Here is a 23,771-nt window from a genome sequence, read left to right as displayed (position 1 = left end):
TACTTAGGCATAGATCTTTCCGGCACGCGTCTCGAAGGCCTCGGTGAACATGCGAAAGGCGCGATCGAACATCGAGCCCATCAGCGCGCCGAGGATGCGGCTCTTGAACTCGTAGTCGATGAAGAAATCGATCGTGCAGCCGCCTTTGCCATCAGGGAGGAAGCGCCACCGATTGTCGAGATACTTGAACGGCCCGTCGATATATTTGACGTCGATCGCAAGCTCGGCCTTGTTGAGGAGGACCTGCGTCGTGAAAGTCTCGCGGATCGCTTTGTAGCCGACGGTCATATCGGCCACCAGCAGGACCTTGCCGTCGCGTTCCTTGCGGTTGCGCACGACCAGCCCGGTACAGAGCGGCAGAAATTCGGGATAGCGCTCGACATCGGCAACGAGATCGAACATCTGTTCAGGCGAGTGCGGGACGGAGCGATGCGTTTCGAACTGAGGCATGATCGGCAATTAAGCGGGCGCGCCGAGAAGATCAAGCAGGCGTCGCATCTGAGCCCGCGTTTTCAGCTGGAAAACCGGGACATCGGAGCCGTGCTCCGCAAGGCCGGCCGCGACTTTCGGCGCAAATATCCGTTCGAAATTCCAAATGTAGTGCAAAAATTCCCAATCCAGTCGCTCTGGACAGCCCGGCGCCATTTCCAACCGTTCCCGCCCGTACCATTTGGCCAGGCGGCGTATGGCGCCATACAGGCAGAACATCCGCGGCATTCGAATCCAGATCACCGCATCAGCGCGCGGAACGCGCAAATCGAAGGTGGATGGGCCTGTGCCGTCCATCAGCCATCGCTCCTGCGCAATCTTGGCAGAAATCAAAGCGCGCTCCTCCACCTTCGTCCGCTTGACCCAACCGGGAAGCCAGAAAAATTCGCGATCCATCGAGACGAAAGGCAAATCCAAAAGCTTGCAAAGCTGCAGGGACATTGTCGTCTTGCCGCCGCCGGAACAACCCATGACCAAAACGCGTCTGGCGGACTTCAAGCATCCCACCGCCTCCAGGAGGTCAGGCTCTTTGCCTGGCATGCGAGCTTCCAGCTTCTGCTCCACAACGAGCCTCGTCCAAAATTTCTAAAGTATGGTTATGTCCTCACATACTCGTACCGCCGTAGCGCGGAAGGCCGCGTCGACAGATTAAGAAAATCGCCGACCTCAACTTCACTGTGCTGCCAACAGAACCTTCTTCTCCCGTGCAGCCCTCAACCGGGCGAAATCGTCGCCGGCGTGGTGGGAGGAGCGGGTGAGCGGGCTCGAGGCGACCATCAGGAAGCCCTTGGTATAGGCGACCGTCTCATAGGACTTGAATTCGTCCGGTGTGACGAAGCTCATCACCTGGTGGTGCTTGCGGGTCGGCTGGAGGTATTGGCCAATGGTGAGGAAGTCGACGTCGGCGGTGCGCAGGTCGTCCATCAATTGCAGCACTTCGTTGCGTTCCTCGCCAAGGCCGACCATGATGCCCGACTTGGTGAACATGGTCGGGTCGAGTTCCTTCACCCGCTGCAGCAGGCGGACCGAATGGAAGTAGCGCGCGCCTGGGCGGACGGTGAGATAATTGCCGGGCACGGTTTCCATGTTGTGATTGAAGACGTCAGGCTTGGCGGCGACGACGCGCTCCAGTGCGCCTGGCTTCTTCAGGAAGTCGGGCGTCAGGATTTCGATCGTGGTTGACGGCGATGCCGCACGGATCGCCCAGATCACCTTTTCGAAGTGTTCGGCGCCGCCGTCTTCCAGGTCGTCGCGGTCGACGGAGGTGATGACGACATGGCTGAGGCCCATCTGCTTGACGGCCTTGGCGACGTTTTCCGGTTCTGCCATATCAAGAGCGTTCGGGCGGCCCGTCGAGACGTTGCAGAAGGCGCAGGCGCGGGTGCAGATCTCACCCATGATCATAAAGGTCGCGTGCTTCTTGTCCCAGCACTCGCCGATATTAGGGCAGCCGGCTTCTTCGCAGACCGTGACGAGCTTGTGTTCCTTGACGATCGAGCGCGTCTCAGCGTAACCCTTCGACGTCGGCGCCCTGACGCGGATCCATTCCGGCTTGCGCAGCACTTCCGTATCGGGCCTATGCGCCTTTTCCGGATGCCGGATCCGCCGGGCCTCGGGATTGATCGTGTCGAGTATCGTGACCATGAACGTTCTTTCTACTTCGCCCTGCGGCAAAACTATCGCCGGACGAGTTTGGCGAGAAATATCAGAAGGCATGCGCCAAGGAAACCGGTGATGAAATAGCCGAGCCGGCCGCCGGCAATCTCGACATGGAACTGCGCAAGGATCGCCGTCGCCACGACGGAGCCGACGATGCCGAGGACGATGTTCAGGAGAACACCGTACCTTGCCTCCATCAGCTTGCCGGCCAGCCAGCCGGCCAATCCGCCGATGATGATCGCTCCAATCCAGCCCACGCCTTCCATCAGTCCCTCACCTTCAAGCTATGGCTCTTGCCAGAATTACAACGACGATCGCTCCGACCGTCGCTTGAATGATTTCGACAACCAGCGGGTTACCGATGCCAAGCGAAATCCCCAATGCATGAAAGAGGAATCCGCCGACAAACGCGCCGATGACGCCGCTCAACAGGCAGCTGATCAAACCTCCGCCACCGACCACGAGGCTGGCGAGAAAGCCTGCTACCAGGCCGATAAGCAGAAAGATGACCCAAGGCTGCGATAGAATGGACATGTTGATTTCCTTTCCTGTTTTCCACTCTCGAATAGAGAGCGGCGCAGGAAATTATCAAGCATTCAATACCCGGCCATAGGCATCCAGCGACGCCTCCTTCATCGTTTCGGAAACCGTCGGATGCGGGAAGATCGTGTGCATCAGCTCCTCCTCCGTCGTCTCCAGGTTCATCGCGATGACAAACCCCTGGATCAGTTCGGTGACTTCGGCCCCGACCATATGGGCGCCGAGCAGCTCGCCGGTCTTCTTGTCGAAGATGACCTTGCAGAGGCCCTGATCTTCGCCAAGTGCGATCGCTTTGCCGTTGGCCGAAAACGGGAACCGGCCGACGCGGATGTCGCGGCCGAGTTCCTTGGCCCTCGCCTCCGTCAGGCCGACTGAGGCCACCTGCGGCTGGCAATAGGTGCAGCCCGGAACCTTGCTCTTGTCGGTCGGATGGACGTTCGGCAGGCCTGCGATCTTTTCGACGCAGACGACGCCTTCGTGCTCTGCCTTGTGGGCGAGCATCGGCGGGCCTGCAACATCACCGATGGCATAGATGCCTGCAACATTGGTCTTGCCGTAGCCGTCGATGACGACGCAGCCACGATCTGTCTTCACGCCCAGTGCTTCAAGCCCGAGATTTTCGATATTGCCCTGAACGCCGACGGCCGAGATCATGCGATCGGCCGTGATCTGCTGGACCTTGCCGTCCTTTGTCTCGATGTGCGCGGTAATGCTGTTGGCAGCTTTCTCAACCTTGCTCACCTTGGCGTCGGTGATGATCTTCATCCCGCGCTTTTCGAGTTGCTTGCGGGCAATCGCGGTCACTTCGACGTCTTCGACGGGCATGATCGTCGCCATGACCTCGACAACCGTGACATCCACGCCCATCGAGCGATAGAAGCTCGCGAATTCGATGCCGATGGCGCCGGAGCCCATGACGATCAACGACTTCGGCAAGAAGTCCGGTTTCATCGCTTCGAAATAGGTCCAGATCAGCTTGCCGTCCGGCTCGATGCCCGGGATCGCGCGCGGTCGGGCGCCGGTGGCGATGATGATGTGCTTGGCGGCATAGGTCCCATCGGCGCCTTTGACGTTCTTCGGCACCGGGTTCTGCGGCTCGACGACCGGCTTGGCCGACTTGGCGACGACAATCTCGCCCGGCTTGGTAATCTTGGCTTCGCCCCAAATAACATCGACCTTGTTCTTCTTCATCAGGAAGCCGACGCCGCCGCTGAGTCGGGCGGAAACGCCTCGCGAGCGAGCAACCACGGCACTGACGTCCGGCTTCACCGTTCCTTCAAGAACGAGGCCGTAGTCCTTGAAATGATTTGCATGATCAAGAACTTCAGCAGAGCGCAGCAGCGCCTTGGTCGGAATGCAGCCCCAGTTCAGGCAGATGCCGCCGAGGTGCTCGCGCTCGACGATCGCCGTCTTCAGGCCAAGCTGGCTGGCGCGTATCGCGGCGACATAGCCGCCGGGACCGGACCCGATGATGATGACGTCGTAATTCTCAGCCATATGTTTCCTGCCTTTTCACTAGCGGCCGGATAAAGCCCAGGGCCAGCCTTTTACCGTTCAAATTCCGAGCATCATCCGCACGATCGGCTCAAGACCGCGGCCGAGTGCCCGTGTATTTTCCGCGTCAAGATGGATGCCGTCGAGAGGTGTGGTCACTGCAACTGAAGCACCGTCGAAAAAGCCGCAGCCCAGTTCGTCCGCCAGATCGCGATAGAGCGTGCCGAGCTTCGACGACTCCTCGATCCCTCCCGGGAAAGACGCTGCAAAGGGCGCGTTCGCCGTCTCGCAGATGACCGGTGGTGCAACGATCAGGATTTCCGGCACGTCGTAGTCGAATGGCCAGGCGTGGCCCCGCACGAGGCGAACCAGACGGGCGATACCCTGGCAGGCGGCAAAGGCCGAACCTGCCACAATGGGCTTCATATCGTTGGTGCCAAGGAGAATTACAATGAGATCGAGCGGCGCATGCGTCTGCAGGACGGTCGGCAGCACGCGAGCGCCATTGCGATCGCAATCGGCCAGATGGTCATCGAAAGCCGTCGTGCGGCCGTTCAAGCCTTCGGCTATGACGCGTGCCTGATCGCCAAGCTTCTCCTGCAAGACGCTTGGCCATCGATTTTCAAAGCTGTGACGTCCGATCGTATCGGCGTCATAGCCCCAAGTCAGCGAATCTCCGTAGCAAAGGACGGTCTTCACCATTTTCCGCCTCCGCTCGATGCTCAGACGAGCATCCCCATCGGGTTTTCGATATAGCCCTTGAAGGCTGCCAGGAGCGTTGCTCCGAGCGCGCCGTCAACGCAGCGGTGGTCGGTCGAGAGCGTGACGCTCATGACTGTCGCGATCGCCATCTCGCCGTTCTTGACGACGACCCTCTGTTCGCCCGCACCGACCGCGAGGATCGTTGCATGCGGCGGGTTGATGACGGCGGCGAAATCCTTGACGCCCATCATGCCCATGTTCGAGACCGACGTCGTGCCGCCCTGATATTCCTCGGGCTTGAGCTTGCGTTCCTTGGCGCGCTTGCCGAGGTCCTTCATCTCATTGGAGATCGCCGACAGCGTCTTCAATTCCGCGTTGCGGATAATCGGGGTAATCAAGCCACCTGGAATAGACACGGCGACGCCGACATCGGCGTGCTTGTGCTTGACCATGTTGCTTTCGGTCCAGGAAACGTTCGCATCGGGAACGTCCCGAAGCGACAACGCCATGGCCTTAATGATCATGTCGTTGACCGAGAGCTTGTAGGCTGGAGCGCTTTCCTTGCGCGGAGCAGCGTCGTTCAGCTGCGCGCGAAGCGCCAACAGGGCGTCCAGCTCGCAATCGACGGTGACGTAGAAATGCGGAATGGTCTGCTTGGATTCGACCAGGCGCTTGGCGATGGTCTTGCGCATGCCGTCATGCGGAACAAGCTCGTAGGAACCAGGCTCGAACAGCTTGAGAACCGCCTCTTCCGAAGCGCCTTTCGGGCCGCTTGGCGCTGGCGTTGCTGCTGCGGCAGGTGGCGCACTCGGCGCAGCCTTGGCAACTCCGCCGGAGACTGCGGCCTCGATGTCGCTCTTGACGACGCGGCCATGCGGGCCAGACCCGGCAACGGCGGATAGATCGATGCCTGCTTCCTTGGCCAGCCGCCGGGCAAGCGGCGACGAGAAGATGCGATCGCCGCCCTCGCCCTTCGAGGTCGCCTGCGGCGACACCTCAGGGTGAGCGCTGCCGCTGGCACTTGGAGTTGCCACTGATCTAGTATCTGCGGCCGCGACGGAAGCCTTCCCTGTCTCATCCCGAGGTGCGGAAGCGCCTGGCGCTTTCGCCTCGAAGGACGGGGCAGCCCCCAAGGATGCTGCACTTGCAGCAGCAGCCTTTAGGTCCTCGCCGTCTGCAGCAAGAATAGCGATCAAAGCGTTGACCTTTACGCCTTCGGTGCCAGCTGGAACGACGATTTTTGCAACGGTGCCTTCGTCGATGGCTTCGACTTCCATTGTCGCCTTGTCGGTCTCGATCTCGGCAAGAACGTCACCGGACTTTACAGCGTCGCCTTCCTTGACCAGCCACTTCGAAAGATTGCCCTCTTCCATCGTCGGGGAAAGGGCCGGCATTGTGATGTTGATAGGCATCGAAAGACCCTCCCCTTATTTGTAGCAGACTGCTTTCACCGCTTGGACGACTTCGGCGACATTCGGAAGTGCGAGCTTCTCGAGATTGGCAGCGTAGGGCATCGGTACGTCCTTGCCGGCGATCGTCAGGATCGGCGCATCGAGATAATCGAAGGCCTGCTGCATCACGCGGGTGGCGATTTCGGTGCCGACCGAGGATTGCGGATAGCCTTCCTCGACGGTGACCAGGCGGCCCGTCTTCTTCACCGATTCAATCACCGTCGGTAGGTCCATCGGGCGGATGGTGCGTAGGTCGATCAGTTCGACGTCGATACCGAGCTGTTCGAGTTCCGCGGCCGCCTTGACGGCGTAGGTCATGCCAATGCCAAAGGAAACGATGGTGACGTCCTTACCAGGGCGATGGACCCGCGCCTTGCCGATCGGCAGGACGAAATCGTCCATGTCAGGCACGTCGAAATGCTGGCCGTAGAGGATTTCGTTTTCAAGGAAAATGATCGGATTAGGATCGCGGATTGCCGCCTTGAGCAGGCCCTTGGCGTCGGATGCCGTGTAGGGCATGACGACTTTCAGGCCCGGGATCTGGCTGTACCATGCCGCGTAGTCCTGGCTGTGCTGGGCGCCAACGCGGGCCGCAGCACCGTTCGGGCCGCGGAAGACGATCGGGGCACCCATCTGGCCGCCGGACATATAGAGCGTCTTTGCGGCTGAGTTGATGATCTGGTCGATCGCCTGCATGGCGAAGTTGAAGGTCATGAATTCGACGATCGGTCTCAGGCCCGCCATTGCAGCGCCAACGCCGACGCCGGCAAATCCGTGCTCAGTAATCGGCGTGTCGACGACGCGGCGCGGACCGAATTCCTGCAGCAGCCCCTGCGTCACCTTATAGGCGCCTTGGTATTCCGCCACTTCTTCACCCATGACGAAGACGTTTTCGTCGCGGCGCATCTCTTCGGCCATGGCGTCACGCAGCGCGTCGCGAACCGTGGTCGAGATCATTTTGGTGCCGGCCGGAATTTCCGGGTCGCTCGGCACGAATTTCTTCGGCTCGGCCGGAACGGGCGCGGAGGCGGACCCGGTATTTGCGGGCTTTTCTTCCTGGGCCACAGGAGCAGGTGCTGCAACAGGCTTTGCGGCGGAAATGTCGGCGGCGCTTTCGCCATCCTGGAGAAGCACGGCGATGCGGGCATTCACCTTGACACCCTCGGTGCCGGCGTCGACCAGCAGCTTGCCGATCGTGCCTTCATCGACGGCTTCCACTTCCATGGTGGCCTTGTCGGTTTCAATTTCGGCAATGACGTCGCCGGAGGTGACCTTGTCACCTTCCTTCTTCAGCCATTTGGACAGCGTGCCTTCTTCCATCGTCGGGGAGAGGGCGGGCATAAGAATATCGATAGGCATGGATTATCCCTCCCCTATTCAGAGCAAAATGTCGGTGTAGAGCTCGGATGCATCCGGCTCCGGATCGGCCTGGGCGAAATCGGCACTATCGGCGACGATGTCACGGACATCCTTGTCGACGGCCTTGAGGTCGTCTTCAGATGCCCAACCCTTTTCCAAGAGCCGCAGACGAACCTGCTCGATCGGATCGTGCTCGGAGCGCATCTTCTGCACTTCATCCTTGGAACGGTACTTTGCCGGGTCCGACATGGAGTGACCGCGGTAGCGATAGGTCAGCATTTCGAGGATCATCGGACCCTTGCCCGAACGGCAATGCTCGATTGCTTCATCGGCCGCCGCCTTGACGGCGCGCACGTCCATGCCATCGACCTGGATACCCGGAATGCCGAAGGATGCGCCGCGCTGCGAGAAATCGGCCTGCGCCGTCGAGCGGGCAGTCGAGGTGCCCATGGCATAGCGGTTGTTTTCGATCACGTAGACCACGGGCAGTTTCCATAGCTGCGCCATGTTGAAGCTCTCGTAGACCTGGCCCTGGTTTGCAGCGCCATCGCCGAAATAAGCGACGCTGACATTGTCGTTGCCGCGGTAGCGATTGGCAAATGCAAGCCCGGTGCCGAGCGATACCTGACCCCCGACAATGCCGTGGCCGCCGTAGAAGTTCTTTTCCTTAGAGAACATGTGCATGGAGCCGCCTTTCCCGTGGGAATAGCCGCTACGGCGCCCAGTAAGCTCCGCCATGACGCCGCGCGCTTCCATGCCCGTTGCCAGCATGTGGCCGTGGTCACGGTAACCGGTAATGACCTGATCGCCGTCCTTCAGCGCCAGCTGCATGCCGACGACGACAGCTTCCTGGCCGATATAGAGATGACAGAAACCGCCGATAAAGCCCATGCCGTAGAGTTGGCCGGCCTTTTCCTCGAAACGGCGGATCAGCAGCATTTCGCGATATGCCTTGAGCTCCGTATCGCGATCGAATTCGGCAATTGCGCCGCCGTTCGATTCTTTCCGTGCAGGCTTGGCAGTGACCTTGCGGCTGGAAACGGTCGCGTTCTTTCGCGGCGCCATTCAACCCTCCCTATGTGATTGCATCGCTCAATGGTGCGCGTAACATAGGGAAGATTGCCTGCCACAGCAATGCCATAAATGCATGGCTCGTATTCGGCATAAGTGCATGGAAAATAAGTGGAAATATTCAATTAACCGAATTCCGGTTAATTAGAGATCACTTGTTGAAAATGACGATTTCGTCTGGTGTGGAATAGCTAAGCTGGTAACGGGCTTTTTCGTCGAGCATGTCCTTATCGAGCGAACCGTCGCTCAGCAGTGCGACCTCCTTTTCGAGGTGCTCGCGCTTGGCAACGAGAAGCGAAAGCTCCTGCTGGCGAGCGATGCGTTGCTGCTCGAACACTTCAGTCGCGCGCAATCCGTAACCGCCGTGGATGCAATGATAACCGAAATAGGAGAGAAAGGCGACGGTCATCGCCGGAAGCACGAAACGGCCAAGTCTTCTCTTCTTATGATATTTTGTCCACATGCTCGCTACTCGAAACGTCGCCTTCTGGACTCAGACACTAAGGGTCATTCATTAACCGACCGTTGACTATGCCAGGACAAACAAAAAACCGCGCCCGAAGGCGCGGCTCAAAGTGCCAAAAATGCTTTGATATCAGATGCGGATCATAGAACGACCGGCATATTCGGCCTGGGGGCCAAGCTGTTCTTCGATGCGGATGAGCTGATTGTACTTGGCAAGACGATCCGACCGCGACAGCGAGCCCGTCTTGATCTGACCGCAGTTGGTAGCGACTGCAAGATCGGCAATCGTGTAGTCTTCGGTTTCGCCGGAGCGGTGCGACATGACGGCGGTGTAAGCCGCCTTGTGCGCGGTTTCGACGGCATCGAGGGTTTCCGTCAGAGTGCCGATCTGGTTGACCTTGACGAGGATCGAATTGGCGACACCCATGCGGATACCGTCGCGCAGGCGAGCCGAGTTGGTGACGAAGAGATCGTCGCCGACGAGCTGGGTCTTCTTGCCGATCAGGTCAGTCAGCGTCTTCCAGCCTTCCCAGTCGTCTTCAGCCATGCCGTCTTCGATCGACAGGATCGGGTATTTACCGGCGAGCTCGGCGAGATATTCCGCCATGGCGCCCGATTCGAGCGTGCGACCTTCGCCTTCCAGAACGTACTTGCCGTCCTTGAAGAATTCCGTCGAGGCGCAATCGAGGCCGAGGTAGATGTCTTCGCCTGGCTTGTAGCCGGCTTTCTCGATCGACTTCATGATGAAGTCGAGGGCAGCGGGTGCGCTCGACAGGCCCGGTGCGAAGCCCCCTTCGTCGCCGACATTGGTGTTGTGGCCCTGGGCCGACAATTCCTTCTTCAGGACATGGAAGACTTCCGAGCCCATGCGCACGGCATCGCGGAAAGTCTCGGCGCCGACCGGCAGGATCATGAATTCCTGAAAGTCGATCGGATTGTCGGCATGGGCGCCGCCATTGATGATGTTCATCATCGGGACCGGCAACAGACGGGCGTGCGCGCCGCCGACATAGCGGTAAAGCGGTAGGTTGGCGCTCTGGGCAGCAGCCTTGGCGACCGCAAGCGACACGCCGAGAATGGCATTGGCGCCGAGGCGCGACTTGTTCGGCGTGCCATCCAGTTCGATCATGATGTTGTCGATCTGGATCTGGTTTTCGGCATCCATGCCGCCAAGCGCTTCAAAGATTTCCGTATCGACGGCCTCGACGGCCTTTTCGACGCCCTTGCCATGATAGCGCTTGCCGCCGTCGCGCAGTTCGACTGCCTCGTGAGCGCCGGTCGAGGCGCCCGAGGGGACCGCTGCGCGGCCCAGGCTGCCGTCTTCGAGATAGACATCGACTTCAACGGTGGGATTGCCACGGCTGTCGAGGATCTCTCGGGCGATAATGTCGGTGATTGCGGTCATGGTCGCTTCCTGCTCGCTAGGTTATAAATCGATTGAAATCTCTTAATCGAAGGCGCGGAAATTACAATGCCGATCCGCGCGTCGATGACAAGGAACACTCTACAGCCCCTAATACAAGATCATGTCAGGCTTTTGAACGCTCCCTGGAATTCATGCCCCGGATCAGGACTTGGCGACCGCGTCCAAGGCCAGCAGCTTCTCAAGCAGCCGCGGCATATCCTTCAGATGAACCATGGTGGGGCCGTCCGAGGGCGCGTGATCCGGGTCTTCATGGGTCTCGATGAACACGCCGGCAACGCCGACAGCGACCGCTGCGCGCGCCAGCGTTTCCACGAATTCCCGCTGCCCGCCGGATGTGGCGCCTTGCCCGCCCGGCTGCTGCACCGAATGGGTGGCATCAAAAATGACGGGGGCGCCCATTGCCGCCATGATCGGCAGCGAGCGCATATCCGAGACCAGCGTATTGTAGCCGAAGGAAGCGCCGCGCTCGCAAAGCAGGATATTCGGATTGCCGCTATCGTTCAGTTTGGCAAGCACATTCTTCATATCCCAGGGCGCCAGAAACTGACCCTTCTTGACGTTGATGACGCGCCCTGTCCTAGCTGCTGCAACCAGGAGATCGGTCTGCCGCGAAAGGAAGGCCGGAATCTGGAGGATGTCGACCGTCTTGGCAACGATGGCGCATTGTTCCTCGGTGTGGATGTCGCTTAGAACCGGAAAACCAAACTCCTTCTTCAGGTCGGCAAAAATCTCCATCGCGCTGTCGAGCCCGATGCCGCGCTGGCCGGAGAGCGACGTGCGGTTCGCCTTGTCGAAGGATGATTTGTAGACAAGGCTGACGCCGAGCTTGCCGCAGAGCTCGGCCAGTTTGCCGGCCATGGTGAAGGCATGGTCCCGGCTTTCCATCTGGCAGGGACCTGCAATCAGCGACAACCGGCCCGTATTTGAAAAGGCGACTTTCGCAGCGCCCTCGCCGGCCGTCACTGTGGAATTGGTCGGACTGCTCATGATATCTCCTCGAAAGCGAACAAGGCGCCCTGCCCGGGCGCCGCCTTTACCAGAATGCGGTTGCTCTTGCGCGTATAGGTCACGCCGTTAGCAGTCAAATGTGACATTGTCACGGAGAGATCGTTTGTCTTGAAGACGATCGCCTTGCCGTGCAGACCTGCATCGTCTCCGGAGACATCGAGATCGAAGAAGGCCTGCATGCCTCGCGAGTTGATCACGCCGATCCGAACATTCGGGGTCTTGACGTTGATGCCGAAGGAAAAGTCGACAATATCGGCTCCGCCGGCGGCGAGCCCCAAAAAATTGCGATAGGCTGACGGCCGCGAGGTCGACAACACCACTTCCGCGATACCGACAACACCGTTCACATGGCGCTCGAGCGCTCCGCGATCGGCAGGCAAGGGATTGGTGCGCTCGCAGCAAAAGGCGAAAAAGTCGGGCGCCCGCAAATCTGCGGCAAAGGCGAGACTGAAACCCGCCGTCGATTCGGATCCGTCCGGCATGCGAACCGGGCGCGCAAATTGCAACATCCTGCCGGCGGATATGGCTTTTTGACGGAAGCGCGCATCGTCGGCCTTGGCGTCGTTCGTTGCAAATACCACGGCCGAGAAACCATCCTCGCCGACACGGAAGCGGAACGCCTGATCGCGGGCAGTGAATACATTGCCCTCGTGCGCCGCCGTTTCGCATTCCTCGCGACTGGCAACGGCCAGCGGCTCCAGATAGGTCCCGTCTGTAAAGAAAACGCACGCATTCTCCGTGCCGAACGGATGGCGTGCGTCCGGCGCTACGGTGAAGCCGAGTTTGCCCAGCCGCTCACCCGCCAAACCGATGTTGACAGTCGGCAACACGAGGTGATCAACCGGATGTATTGCGACCATCGCGCTCTCCTCTCTGCGGCGCCCGGTTTGCTCCTTTCCTTAGTCGGTTTCAAGCCGAAAATGCTGGAACGCGAACGGACGATCACAATCGGGAACCGTCCGCGACACCCGGCCGCATAGTTTCGGATCGAAAATCTCGGATGTCCTTGCCTGGCCTTCACCAGAATTTAAAGCCTTGCGGAACACATATGGAACATATAGTGTCTGTTCTGTATTTGTTTCACATTTGGGGTTCGGCGATATGTTGACGCGCAAACAGCAGGAACTGCTTCTTTTTATCCATGAGCGCATGAAGGAATCCGGCGTACCGCCCTCCTTCGACGAGATGAAAGATGCATTGGACCTTGCATCGAAATCGGGAATTCACCGGCTGATCACCGCGCTTGAGGAGCGCGGCTTCATTCGCCGACTGCCGAACAGGGCACGCGCGCTCGAAGTGATCAAGCTACCGGAGGCCTACAGCGCCAGTCTGCAGCCGCGACGTGGCTTTTCGCCAAGCGTCATCGAGGGCAGCCTTGGCAAGCCTCAGCTTGTTCCCGCCCCTGCAAAGCCGGCAGCCAATGACGACAGCGGCAATTCCGTTTCGGTACCGATGATGGGCCGGATTGCCGCCGGTGTTCCAATCTCGGCGATCCAGAATAACACGCACGATATCTTTGTGTCGGCCGACATGCTTGGCGCTGGAGAGCACTATGCGCTCGAGGTCAAGGGCGACTCGATGATCGATGCCGGTATCTTCGACGGCGACACGGTGATTATTCGAAATACGACCACCGCCAGCCCCGGCGATATCATCGTTGCACTTGTCGATGACGAAGAGGCAACCTTGAAGCGCTTTCGCCGCAAGGGAGCATCGATTGCGCTTGAGGCTGCCAATCCGGCTTATGAAACACGAATTTTCGGACCGGACCGGGTCAAGGTTCAGGGGAAGCTTGTGGGTTTGATCCGCCGTTATCACTGACCGGTGATGACGTAGCAGTGGTGGTAAATTTGCCCGAGCGCCAGTCATAGGCGCGATAGGTTCCAGGGTCTTCGTATAGTTGGGAAAGCTGTTTCGATGGAGGGGTTTTCCGACTGACCACCTCGACCGCACCGGTTCTCGTCAAGCCGGCGCCCGTGAATATCACTGCGACGGAGCGACAATCGCTCCAGGCGCATTCGTATAGGCGTAACGACGATGTCGGCGGTGCCGCAGGCGGGGCCGAGATAAGCGCCATCGTCGATGGTCACGATCATCTGGCCATTATCCGGCATCGCCGCACCAGTCCTTGCGGTGGCAAGCGAAACTGCCGGTGGGGGCTTAATCAAGGCTGTTCCATCGCCTGTCGCAGCGCCTTTTTGCTGCTCGGTGTCGAGGGTCAGCCTTGAGCCCCGCTTACGTCTATTCAAGGGCAGATTATAGTCTGTCGGCAGCATTGTCGGTGGCTGCACGTCAAACGCCGCGGGCCCCCTTTGCCATTGTTTGAAGGTGAAATCCGGGGGCGCCCGGGATTGGGTTCAACGCCTCGCATCCGACAGTTCGTTTTCCGATGAAATCGGCAACCTTTAATCGAGGAATTCAACTAAAATCGATTGAATTTTTCTCAATTGCTACCCTGCCTCGCTTCGGCGTTATAGTGGACGGCGGATGCCGAACTACCGCGATTTCGACAGTGCCCAAAAGTTGATACCGCAATGCACAAATAGGCGCCGGGGTAACTTGGCATTAGCGTCTGGATCATATAGCTAATCGTGTGACGCTTAACCATTTGGCGCTTTTTGTGGCGCCAACCCGCCAAATCTTGGAGGATCAGCATGACGGAACAAAGCGCGAAACTGACTTGGGGTGATAAGACGGTCGACCTGCCGGTCAAGACCGGTACCATCGGCCCCAGTGTCCTCGATATTGGTGCCCTTTATAAGAACACCGCATCGTTCACCTACGACCCGGGCTTCACTTCGACCGCGTCCTGCGAGTCCAAGATCACCTATATCGACGGCGACGCCGGCGTGCTGCTCCACCGGGGCTATCCGATCGAGCATCTCGCAGAAAACGGCGATTTCCTCGAGGTTTGCTACCTCCTGCTCTATGGCGACCTGCCGACCGCCGCCCAGAAGAAAGACTTCGACCATCGTGTCGTCCATCACACGATGGTTCATGAACAGATGTCGCGCTTCTTCACCGGCTTTCGCCGGGATGCGCATCCCATGGCCGTCATGTGCGGCTGCGTCGGCGCATTGTCGGCCTTCTACCACGACTCGACCGACATCACCGATCCGCACCAGCGCATGGTCGCAAGCCTGCGCATGATCGCCAAGATGCCGACGCTTGCCGCGATGGCATACAAGTATCATATCGGCCAACCCTTCGTTTATCCGAAGAACGACCTTGATTACGCGTCGAACTTCCTGCGGATGTGCTTTGCGGTTCCTTGCGAGGAATATGTGGTAAACCCGGTGCTCGCTCGCGCCATGGACCGCATCTTCATCCTACACGCCGACCACGAGCAGAACGCGTCGACATCGACGGTTCGCCTCGCCGGCTCGTCGGGTGCCAATCCGTTCGCCTGTATCGCAGCAGGCATCGCCTGCCTCTGGGGCCCGGCGCATGGCGGCGCGAATGAAGCAGCGCTCAACATGCTGACCGAAATCGGTACGGTTGACCACATCCCGGAATACATTGCGCGCGCCAAGGACAAGAACGATCCTTTCCGCCTGATGGGCTTCGGCCACCGCGTCTACAAGAACTACGATCCGCGCGCGAAGATCATGCAGAGGACTACGCACGAAGTTCTGGCCGAGCTTGGCATCAAGGACGATCCATTGCTTGATGTTGCGATGGAACTCGAGCGCATCGCGCTTACGGACGAGTATTTCATCGAAAAGAAGCTTTATCCGAATATCGACTTCTATTCGGGCATCACGCTGAAGGCGCTCGGCTTCCCGACGACCATGTTCACCGTTCTTTTCGCTCTTGCCCGCACCGTCGGCTGGATCGCGCAGTGGAACGAGATGATCGAAGATCCTGAGCAGCGCATCGGCCGCCCGCGCCAGCTCTACACGGGAGAGCCGAGACGCGATTACGTGCCGGTTTCCAAGCGCTAAGTTACGAAAACCAGACAACGAAAACCCGGTCAGAAATGGCCGGGTTTTTTTCTTGAGAGTGCATCGAGAACAACCGACGCCGCCTGTTCGCCAGGCGGCCGCTCCGTCTGCATCCGCTGCCAAACGAGGTCGAATCCCTCGAGCATTGCCCTGCGCTGCAGCGTGTCGCTCGACAGGCGTTCCAGCCAGCGAGCAAGCACGCCCGGCCGCAGCATTTCGTTTATCTGTTCCGGCACGAGAACGTAGTCGGCAATCAGGTTCGGCAGGGCAGCCGTCCAGGCCTTGATCCGCTTGTGCAGCAGTTTGACGATCCAATCGGTGCTATAGGTCGAAATGACGGGAACACCGGCAAGACCAAGCTCGAGGATCACTGTGCCAGAAGCGGCAATCGCAGCATCGGCTTCGGCAAAAGCCTGCCATTTTGCAACCGGGCCAACAAGAACTTCCGGCTTGACCTGCCAATTCGCGACGAGGCCACGCACCAGCTGCTCGCGGCGCTGAACCGTCGGCAATAGGTAGCGGATGCCATCTCTTCGCCGGCTAAGTTCATTTGTTGCGCTCTCGAACACTGGCAGAAGCCGGGTTATTTCCGAGGTCCGCGAGCCCGGCAGAAGCAGGATCGTCTTTGTCTCGCCGAGACCCAAGGCGGAACGGAGTGCGCGTTGACGGCGCGTCTCGACCAGCGAAGCATCTGTCACCAGCCGGTGACCGACATATGTTGTCGGCGGACCGCCGAGGCGTTGCATCACCTCGGGCTCAAATGGAAGGACTGCAAGCACATGGTCAATATAGCCGAGCATCTGTTGCGCGCGATACTCTTTCCAGGCCCAGACGCTCGGACATACGTAGTTGACGATGGGCAGGTCCGGCAGAGCCTTTCGGACGCGCTTGGCGGCCCGGTGGGTAAAATCCGGACTGTCGATAATTATCAGCACGTCCGGCCTGGCTGCCACTATGGCCGCAGCCGTCTGGCGGATGCGGGCGATCAGCCGCGGCAGCCGCGCGATCACCTGCGTAAAGCCCATCAGCGACAGCTCGGAAAAATCATAGAGCGAGTGTAGGCCCTGCGCCTCCAGTGCATCTCCGCCGACGCCGACTAGCTCCAGCGGTCCGCCATGTTGCCGCTTCAGTGCGGCGACAAGGTCCGCGCCCAAGAGATCGCCGGAGACTTCGCCAGCAATGATCGCGACTTTCAACGGCGTTCCGGTCACGTCAGATCTTCCGCGTTCAATCCTCGATCGATGCCATAGACGAACATGCCCGCCTCGTCGGCAGCGGCGATAACTGCGTCGCGTTCCAGAATAAGCGCGCGGCCAGCCTCAATAGCAACGCCTGCTAGGCCCGCCTTCCTGGCGTTGAGGATGGTCGAAAGACCTATGGAAGGCAAATCGGCGCGCACATCCTGCTGCGGCTTGCACAACTTGACCAAAACGCCGCGGCGCCTCGGCGAAATTCTGCCTTCGGCTCTCAGAGCAGCGACACGCTCTATCATCTGATCGGTGCCTTCGACGCCCTCAAGCGCCACGATGCGGCCGCCGACGCTGACTGCGCCCTGCCCGACATCCAGAGCTCCGAGCGCATCTGCGGCCTTCGACGCCTGCCTTACATCCCTAATATCATCGTCTGACGGCGAATGCTTACCAAGCGGACCGGTCGCTGCCAAAAGATCCGGCGCGATTTCATGTGCGCCGATTACGCGACGTCCCTTGCCCTCGAGCAGTTTGATGACCATCTGCAAAACGGCATCGTCGCCGCCTGACAACAGCGTGCGCACGACACCCGGCATCTTTCGAAGCGATTGCCATGTCGGGCGGATTTCGCGCCACTCGGGCCGCCTGCGGACGCTGCCGGACATGATGATCCGGTGAACGTCATAGCTATCGAAGATCTGCTGGAAACCCGCGAAGTCTCCGACGCCGAGGACGGCATGATCATAAGCGCTCCAGTCGCGATCGGCTTCGTTCTTCAGGACGATGACGACGGGATTTTCGCCGGCACGGCGGGCCGCCGCGGCGACATAGGTTGGGAGATAGCCGCTGCCGGCTATGATTGCCAGCCTACCCTTGCCATCTTGGCCCACAGCGATCACCGTCAGCTCTTCGGCCCCCGGTTTGGCGATGAAAGCGCGCGATCGCTGTCTGCGGCGATGAAATCGAGGATCTGCATCGCTTCCTTGCAATCCGCATACTCAGCGCGGATGGCAGCAGCGTTGTCCCTGATTGAGCCTTCGCCGTCAAAAATCGCCTTGAATGCTCGGCGCACCCTGTGGATCGTCGCGCGCTCGATCCCTGCCCGCGTCATGCCGACGACGTTCAGCCCACCGAGAACGCCAGGGTTGCCGTTGAGCATACCGTAAGGAATGACATCGTAACTGACGGCAGAAAGGCCGCCGATAAAGGCATGACGACCGACGCGAGTGAACTGGTGAACCGCACAGCCGCCGCCAAGGATGGCTCGATCCTCGATCGTCACATGGCCGGCCAGCATGACGTTGTTCGACATGATGACATTGTCGCCGACCCGGCAATCGTGGGCAATGTGCGAATTGGCCAGGAAGAGATTGTTGTTGCCGACAATCGTCTTGCCGCCGAATTCGGCGGTGCCGGTATTCATCGTCACGCCTTCGCGGATCGTGCAGTTTTCACCGACAGTCAGCGTCGTTTCCTCGCCGCCATGATGCACGCTTTGCGGATCACCGCCGACGATAGCCATAGGGGAAATCTTGCAGCCCTTACCAATCGTCGTTCTGCCGGTGACAACGGCATGCGCAAGCAGCGTCACGTTCTCATGAAGAGTGACTTTCGGACCGACGTAGCAAAATGGGCCGATAGTCACGCCCTCGCCGATGACGGCGCCATCTTCGACGACCGCCATTGGATGAATCCGGGCGCTCTTTGCAATCAAACTCATGCCTCGTCCTTGCGTACGATCATCGCGCCGATATCGGCTTCGGCAACCTTGGCCCCGTCCACCTTCGCATCACAATGAAACTTCCAGATATTTCCGCKCTGCTTTTGCTTCACGACGTGAAATTCGACCCGGTCGCCCGGCACCACCGGCTTACGGAAGCGCGCATTGTCGATTGTCATGAAGTAGACGAGATTTCCCGTCTCCCCGTCTTTGCGGGCGCAAATGGCACCGGCCGTCTGCGCCATCCCTTCGATCAGCAACACGCCGGGCATGATCGGCTGGGTCGGAAAATGGCCGGTGAAATGCGGCTCGTTGACCGTCACATTCTTGATGCCGATTGCCGAATTATCGCCATCGATCTCGATGATCCTGTCCACCAGGAGAAAGGGATAGCGATGCGGCAAGAGCTTCATAATTTCAACGATTTCCGCCGATCCGAGCGACCCCTTGGCTTCCTCAGTCATCTTGCCTCACCCCGTCTTTTTTCTTGCGGTTTCCGGATTTGGCCATGATTTCCGCCAGCTCCCTCAGGAAGTCTTTTATTGGACGCGCCGGCACGCCACCATAGCGGCCACCGGGTGGAATATCGGTGATAATTCCACTGCCTGCAGCAAGCTGAACACCATCGCCAATGGTGATATGGCCTGTCACGCCTGCTTGTCCACCGATCTGTACGCCGTTACCGACCTTTGCGCTTCCTGCAATACCGACCTGGCTGACGATGGCGCTATGACGACCGATGCGGACGTTATGCCCAATCTGAACCTGATTGTCGATCTTGGTGCCCTCACCAATAACCGTATCATCCATCGTGCCACGGTCGATCGTCGTGTTGGCGCCGATTTCCACATTGTCCTGAATGATAACGCGCCCGATTTGGACGATTTTCAACATGCCGCGCGGCCCCGGCGCATAGCCGAAGCCATCCTGGCCGATGCGCGCGCCGTTGTGGATAATAACGCCGTTGCCAACCAGAGCGCACAGCACGGTCGCGCCGGCACTGATCGTGCAGTCGCGGCCAATCTTGACCCCGGCGCCAATCATCGCGCCGGCGCAAATGCGAGTGCCCTCGCCGATCTCGGCTGCCGCACCAATGACCGCCATGGGTTCGACCACCACGTTTGGTTCGAGCCTGGCTGTGGGATCCACGAAGGCGGAGGATGAAATCCCCGGCACCTCTGACGTCAATTGAGCCGGGCGCATTGCATCGGGGTGCAGCAAAGCACCGGCGATTGCAAAGGCGGCATGGGGGCTCGGCGAAAGGATGACCGGAATATGAGGTGGAATCAGAGACGCCAATGCCGAATCGCAAATGATCGCCGACGCCCGGCACGTCTCGAGCTCGTCTTTATTCTTGCGCGAAAGGATATAGCAGATATCGCCGTCAACCGCCCTGTAGACGGGTGAAACCGACCGGACAATCCTGTCCGCAGTCGCTTCGTCAGCAAGTTCCGCCCCAAGATGATCGGCCAGCGCGCGTAGGCTGACGCCATCATGGGGCGGGAAAAAACAATTAGGTTCCATCAACACCAGCTCCAGAACGGTATTCTATCCCGCAGTTCTGGACTGCCGATATCAGAACTGGTTCGCGATGCCAAACCGGAAATTCTGCGTCTTGTCGTAGTCTTCCTTCATGACGGGAACCGCGTAGTCGACGCGGATGACGCCGAACGGAGAAGCCCAGATCAAGCCGGCACCGAGTGAGGCGCGGATAGAACTGTCATTATGAAGGATATCGCCGAACAAGTCAGCCTTGTTGCCGTAGAGCGTACCCGCATCGGCAAAGACTGCAGCGCGAAGACCGATGTCCTGCGGAATACCTGGCATTGGCATCGTCGCTTCAGCAGAAGCCGTGAAGTATGTCGTGCCACCGAGCGCGTCGCCGTTCGAAGTCCGCGGACCAATACCGGCGTTTTCAAAGCCGCGGATTTCGCGACCGCCGATCATGAACTGATCGAACACGTTGAGGTTATCGTTCGTCGGAATGACGTAGCCGGCACCTACCGTCAGCGAGCCGATGATGTCAGCCTCGTCGTTGATCGACTTATAGATACGCGCCTTGCCGCTGATCTTGTAGAAATCGGAATCGCCGCCGAGGCCGGCAAATTCATGCGTGATCTTCCAGATGATGCCTTCGCGCGGCAGGTTCTGGTCGTCAAGCGTGTTGTAGGTGAAAGTCTGCGACACGGAAGACTGTGTCCATGGGCCATTCTCTACGAGGTTCTGGTAAGGAAGGGACAGATTGTGCTGCCAATCGTTCGTCCCGTCGTAGTGAAGCTGCTTGTAGTTATAACGTAGCGTCGTTGCGAGGTTCTCGGTAATCGGCGCGGTGACGCGCAGAGATCCACCCTCTTCGCTGTAGTCGTAATAGTCGTCGCTCGACGTCTGGTTCTTGAAGAGGTCGAAGCCGGCTGCCAGGCGGTAGCCGAGGAAGTAAGGCTCGGTGAACGAGATATTATAGGTACGGTTGCCCTCGGTGCCGGCGCCAACGGCAAGGCGAATATACTGGCCGCGACCAAGGAAATTCTTCTCTTCGATCGAGGCCTCGAGGATCAGGCCGCCGTTGTTGCCGACGGAATAGCCGGCGCCGATACCGAACGAGCCAGTTGGCTGGTCTTCGACGTTGACGATGACGACAACGCGGTCTGGCGCGCTGCCTGGGGCCGTCGTGATGTTGACCGTGGTAAAGTAGCCGAGAGCATCGAGACGACGCTTGGCGCGGGTAATCATTTCCTGATTGAAGGCATCGCCTTCGTTCAGGTCGAATTCGCGACGGATGACATAGTCACGCGTACGAGTGTTGCCGCGAATTTCGATGCGCTCGACATAGGCGCGCTCGCCCTGGTCCACCAGATACTCGACACCAATCGTGTTGTTCGAGAAATTGCGGTTGCCGCGAGGAGTGATGCGCGCGAACGGATAACCAGCCGCTGCGACACGCTTGGAAATTGCCTCGATGGATGTCTGGATTTCCTTGGCGCTATAAGTGTCGCCTGGCTTGGTGACAACGAGACCCTTGAGTTCGTCGCCATTGATGCCGTCGACGGTCGAGACGACGCTGATGTCGCCGTAGGTGTAGCGAGGACCTTCTTCAACAGAGAAGTTCATCGTATAGGCGTTGGTCTGCTCGTCCATCGTCGCGTCCGAAGACACGATGCGGAAATCGGCATAACCGTGATTGTAGTAGAACTGACGCAGCGCATCTTCGTCCGCATGCTGCTTTTCAGCGCTATAGACGTCCTTACGGGTCAGGAAGGAAAGGAAGTTGGTCTTCTTGGTCGCGATCACCGAGGCCAAACGACCGTCGCCGTAAGCCTGGTTGCCGACAAAATTGATCTTGTCGATCTTGGTGCGATCGCCTTCGTTGATCACGAATGCAAGGTTGATGCGACCAGGCGCTACTTCAGCGGTCTGGGTCGTGACCTGAACCTCGTTGCGGCCGATGACGGCATAGGCGTCCTTGATCGTCTTGATGTCGGCCTGGACCTGAGCTTCGTCGTAAGGGCCAGCAGCGTGGGTCTTAACGATACCCTGCAGCTTGTCATCTTTGATCTTACGATTGCCGTTGAAGACGACGGCGTTGATCAGATTGTTTTCCTTGACGGATACGACGAGTGTGCCGCCCGAAACCGTAACATGAACGTCAGTGAAGTAACCGGTAGCGTAGAGCTGCTTCACCGAAGCGTCGATATCGCTATTCGAGAAGGCCTTGCCAGGCTTGATCGTGATGTTTGAACGAACTGCCTCGGCGCCGGTGCGAGAAGCCCCACGCACGTCAACCTTCTGAATTACCGCAGCTTCGGCGACCGAAGCAGAAGCAAGGGTCACAACACTCGCACCAGAAGCAACAACACCAGCAGACAGCGCAACCGCCGATACTGCGTTCAAAAATCTTGAACCAGCCTTCATTTTCACTTCTTACCTTTTTTCAGTCGTCACCCAGGTCGAGAGAGAACTCGATTCCGGCTACGTGTGTCGTTTTACCCGCTTTTGACATACAAGCAAGGTAGCAAGTTAATTTCTGTTTACTTCATTTCGAAACGTGACCCATTCGCCACTACCGCTTTGAAACATCGTAAATAAATGGTAATTTTCCTGCTGCCGTATCACTAGCCGATCAAGGCACTAATATCGTTCCAGGTTGCAAAAACCATCAGAGACAACACCATCACCAAGCCGATGCGAAACGCAATGTCCTGGGCGCCGGCGCCGAGCGGTTTTCCCCTCACCGCTTCAATCGCATAGAACATCAGATGGCCGCCATCAAGTACCGGCACCGGCATAAGATTTAATAAACCGATGGAAACGGAAAGGACGGCGGCAAGCTGCAGCACAGCCGCAACACCGAGCGAGGCCATCTGACCAGAGGCCTGGGCCACCCGGATCGGTCCGCCCAACTGGTCGGCCTTCATGTAGCCGCCCAACAGGTTGCCGATATATTCGAAGGTACCGGTGATGATATGCCCCGTCTGCCTGACGCCTTCGCCCAGCGCCTGCAGTGGCGTGAACGTCTGCTGGCGAAAGTGGCCGACCTCCTGGTTGGTAACGATGCCGATAATGCCGATCTCCATCTTGTTGCCGAACTTGTCGGTCATCACGGTGGACTGAGGAACCATCGGCAGGTCCTGCCGCTGGCCGGCGCGCTCGACCGTCACGACGATATGATGTCCAGGACGAATGCTGACATAACGTCGCACGTCGTCGAATGTCGTCACCTTGCTCCCATCGATCGCCACCAGCAGATCGCCCGGAAGGACGCCGGCCGCAGCCGCAACGCTGTCCGGCTTGACCTCAGCAACGACGGGGTCGGCAACGGGACGGCCGTAAATCAGGAAAAGGACGGCAAAAATCGCAATCGCGAGTATGAAATTAGCGATCGGGCCAGCCGCGACGGTTGCCGCGCGCTTCCAGAGCTTGGCGCCGGCAAAGGATTGCTCGCGCTCCTCTTTCGTCATTGTCGCCAGGACTTCCGTGTCGGGCTTGCTCGATGCATTCTCGTCGCCGAAGAAACGGACATAGCCGCCAAGGGGAATGAGCGACAGCTTCCAGCGGGTTCCATGCCCGTCGCTAAAGCCGGCGATCTCAGGGCCGAATCCGATCGAAAACGCTATAATGCGGATGCCGGAAAGACGCCCGATGAGGTAGTGCCCCATCTCATGCACGAAAACGAGCAGCGAAAGCACCAGGACGAATGGCACGATATAGCCCGTCAAGAAGCCGAATATGCCGGTCACGCTGCCCATGAAACGATCT

At 58.8% G+C, this 23,771-nt stretch carries 23 protein-coding genes; 2 read left to right on the top strand and 21 right to left on the bottom strand.

Annotated elements, in window-relative coordinates:
* Positions 1 to 3: 3 nt before the first annotated feature.
* The 14 genes from AB4Z52_RS11320 to AB4Z52_RS11255 all read right to left on the bottom strand — a co-directional run bounded on the left by AB4Z52_RS11320 (position 4) and on the right by AB4Z52_RS11255 (position 12,524).
* On the bottom strand, positions 4 to 450 hold the full coding sequence (locus AB4Z52_RS11320) for a type II toxin-antitoxin system RatA family toxin (RefSeq protein ID WP_442218007.1): 447 nt from the start codon (positions 448 to 450) through the stop codon (positions 4 to 6).
* Between the two features lie 9 nt (positions 451 to 459).
* Entirely contained in the window at positions 460 to 1,029 is a 570-nt protein-coding gene (locus AB4Z52_RS11315) for an AAA family ATPase (protein WP_442218006.1), read from the bottom strand.
* A gap of 132 nt (positions 1,030 to 1,161) precedes the next feature.
* Positions 1,162 to 2,133 carry a lipoyl synthase gene (lipA, locus tag AB4Z52_RS11310; RefSeq protein ID WP_442218005.1) on the bottom strand — a complete coding sequence of 324 codons (972 nt, stop codon included), beginning with the start codon at positions 2,131 to 2,133 and terminating at the stop codon, positions 1,162 to 1,164.
* A 32-nt stretch (positions 2,134 to 2,165) separates the two neighbouring features.
* Complete coding sequence (locus AB4Z52_RS11305) at positions 2,166 to 2,414, bottom strand: GlsB/YeaQ/YmgE family stress response membrane protein (protein WP_442218004.1); 249 nt, start codon at positions 2,412 to 2,414, stop codon at positions 2,166 to 2,168.
* 13 nt (positions 2,415 to 2,427) lie between these two features.
* Positions 2,428 to 2,682, bottom strand: a complete 255-nt coding sequence (locus AB4Z52_RS11300; protein ID WP_442218003.1) for a GlsB/YeaQ/YmgE family stress response membrane protein — start codon at positions 2,680 to 2,682, stop codon at positions 2,428 to 2,430.
* A 54-nt stretch (positions 2,683 to 2,736) separates the two neighbouring features.
* Positions 2,737 to 4,185: a dihydrolipoyl dehydrogenase gene (gene lpdA, locus AB4Z52_RS11295; protein WP_442218002.1), complete on the bottom strand. Its 1,449-nt coding sequence runs from the start codon at positions 4,183 to 4,185 to the stop codon at positions 2,737 to 2,739.
* A 57-nt stretch (positions 4,186 to 4,242) separates the two neighbouring features.
* A complete protein-coding gene (locus AB4Z52_RS11290; protein ID WP_442218001.1) occupies positions 4,243 to 4,884 on the bottom strand; it encodes an SGNH/GDSL hydrolase family protein in 642 nt (213 codons plus the stop codon).
* 20 nt (positions 4,885 to 4,904) lie between these two features.
* Entirely contained in the window at positions 4,905 to 6,296 is a 1,392-nt protein-coding gene (locus AB4Z52_RS11285; RefSeq protein ID WP_442218000.1) for a pyruvate dehydrogenase complex dihydrolipoamide acetyltransferase, read from the bottom strand.
* Between the two features lie 15 nt (positions 6,297 to 6,311).
* Positions 6,312 to 7,694 (bottom strand): pyruvate dehydrogenase complex E1 component subunit beta, encoded by a 1,383-nt coding sequence (locus AB4Z52_RS11280; RefSeq protein WP_442217999.1) that lies wholly within the window; start codon positions 7,692 to 7,694, stop codon positions 6,312 to 6,314.
* Positions 7,695 to 7,712: 18 nt separating this feature from the next.
* Positions 7,713 to 8,759, bottom strand: a complete 1,047-nt coding sequence (pdhA, locus tag AB4Z52_RS11275; protein ID WP_442217998.1) for a pyruvate dehydrogenase (acetyl-transferring) E1 component subunit alpha — start codon at positions 8,757 to 8,759, stop codon at positions 7,713 to 7,715.
* A gap of 157 nt (positions 8,760 to 8,916) precedes the next feature.
* Positions 8,917 to 9,228, bottom strand: a complete 312-nt coding sequence (locus AB4Z52_RS11270; protein ID WP_442217997.1) for an FtsB family cell division protein — start codon at positions 9,226 to 9,228, stop codon at positions 8,917 to 8,919.
* 132 nt (positions 9,229 to 9,360) lie between these two features.
* Positions 9,361 to 10,635, bottom strand: a complete 1,275-nt coding sequence (eno, locus tag AB4Z52_RS11265; RefSeq protein ID WP_442217996.1) for a phosphopyruvate hydratase — start codon at positions 10,633 to 10,635, stop codon at positions 9,361 to 9,363.
* 162 nt (positions 10,636 to 10,797) lie between these two features.
* Positions 10,798 to 11,643: a 3-deoxy-8-phosphooctulonate synthase gene (gene kdsA, locus AB4Z52_RS11260; RefSeq protein WP_442217995.1), complete on the bottom strand. Its 846-nt coding sequence runs from the start codon at positions 11,641 to 11,643 to the stop codon at positions 10,798 to 10,800.
* Entirely contained in the window at positions 11,640 to 12,524 is an 885-nt protein-coding gene (locus AB4Z52_RS11255) for a VOC family protein (RefSeq protein ID WP_442217994.1), read from the bottom strand. The genes kdsA and AB4Z52_RS11255 overlap by 4 nt, the downstream gene beginning before the upstream one ends.
* A 241-nt stretch (positions 12,525 to 12,765) precedes the next feature.
* Between AB4Z52_RS11255 and lexA the strand changes: the two genes are divergently transcribed.
* Complete coding sequence (gene lexA, locus AB4Z52_RS11250) at positions 12,766 to 13,485, top strand: transcriptional repressor LexA (protein ID WP_442217993.1); 720 nt, start codon at positions 12,766 to 12,768, stop codon at positions 13,483 to 13,485.
* A gap of 833 nt (positions 13,486 to 14,318) precedes the next feature.
* Positions 14,319 to 15,608 carry a citrate synthase gene (gene gltA / locus AB4Z52_RS11245; RefSeq protein WP_442217992.1) on the top strand — a complete coding sequence of 430 codons (1,290 nt, stop codon included), beginning with the start codon at positions 14,319 to 14,321 and terminating at the stop codon, positions 15,606 to 15,608.
* A 29-nt stretch (positions 15,609 to 15,637) separates the two neighbouring features.
* Here gltA and lpxB read toward each other — a convergent pair whose 3' ends face one another.
* The 7 genes from lpxB to rseP all read right to left on the bottom strand — a co-directional run bounded on the left by lpxB (position 15,638) and on the right by rseP (position 23,761).
* On the bottom strand, positions 15,638 to 16,819 hold the full coding sequence (lpxB, locus tag AB4Z52_RS11240; RefSeq protein WP_442217991.1) for a lipid-A-disaccharide synthase: 1,182 nt from the start codon (positions 16,817 to 16,819) through the stop codon (positions 15,638 to 15,640).
* Positions 16,816 to 17,697, bottom strand: coding sequence for an LpxI family protein (locus AB4Z52_RS11235; RefSeq protein WP_442217990.1), 882 nt, complete (start codon positions 17,695 to 17,697; stop codon positions 16,816 to 16,818). Before AB4Z52_RS11235 ends, lpxB begins: the two co-directional genes overlap by 4 nt.
* 2 nt (positions 17,698 to 17,699) lie before the next feature.
* Positions 17,700 to 18,518, bottom strand: a complete 819-nt coding sequence (gene lpxA / locus AB4Z52_RS11230) for an acyl-ACP--UDP-N-acetylglucosamine O-acyltransferase (protein ID WP_442217989.1) — start codon at positions 18,516 to 18,518, stop codon at positions 17,700 to 17,702.
* Positions 18,515 to 18,982, bottom strand: a complete 468-nt coding sequence (gene fabZ / locus AB4Z52_RS11225) for a 3-hydroxyacyl-ACP dehydratase FabZ (RefSeq protein ID WP_442217988.1) — start codon at positions 18,980 to 18,982, stop codon at positions 18,515 to 18,517. Before fabZ ends, lpxA begins: the two co-directional genes overlap by 4 nt.
* Entirely contained in the window at positions 18,975 to 20,042 is a 1,068-nt protein-coding gene (lpxD, locus tag AB4Z52_RS11220) for a UDP-3-O-(3-hydroxymyristoyl)glucosamine N-acyltransferase (RefSeq protein WP_442217987.1), read from the bottom strand. The genes fabZ and lpxD overlap by 8 nt, the downstream gene beginning before the upstream one ends.
* 51 nt (positions 20,043 to 20,093) lie before the next feature.
* Positions 20,094 to 22,427, bottom strand: a complete 2,334-nt coding sequence (bamA, locus tag AB4Z52_RS11215) for an outer membrane protein assembly factor BamA (RefSeq protein ID WP_442217986.1) — start codon at positions 22,425 to 22,427, stop codon at positions 20,094 to 20,096.
* Between the two features lie 200 nt (positions 22,428 to 22,627).
* Entirely contained in the window at positions 22,628 to 23,761 is a 1,134-nt protein-coding gene (gene rseP, locus AB4Z52_RS11210) for an RIP metalloprotease RseP (protein WP_442217985.1), read from the bottom strand.
* Positions 23,762 to 23,771: the final 10 nt, after the last annotated feature.

The sequence above is a fragment of the Rhizobium sp. 2YAF20 genome (genome assembly GCF_052114685.1).
Lineage (GTDB): Bacteria > Pseudomonadota > Alphaproteobacteria > Rhizobiales > Rhizobiaceae > Rhizobium.
This window is presented reverse-complemented; position numbering and strand designations above follow the sequence as displayed.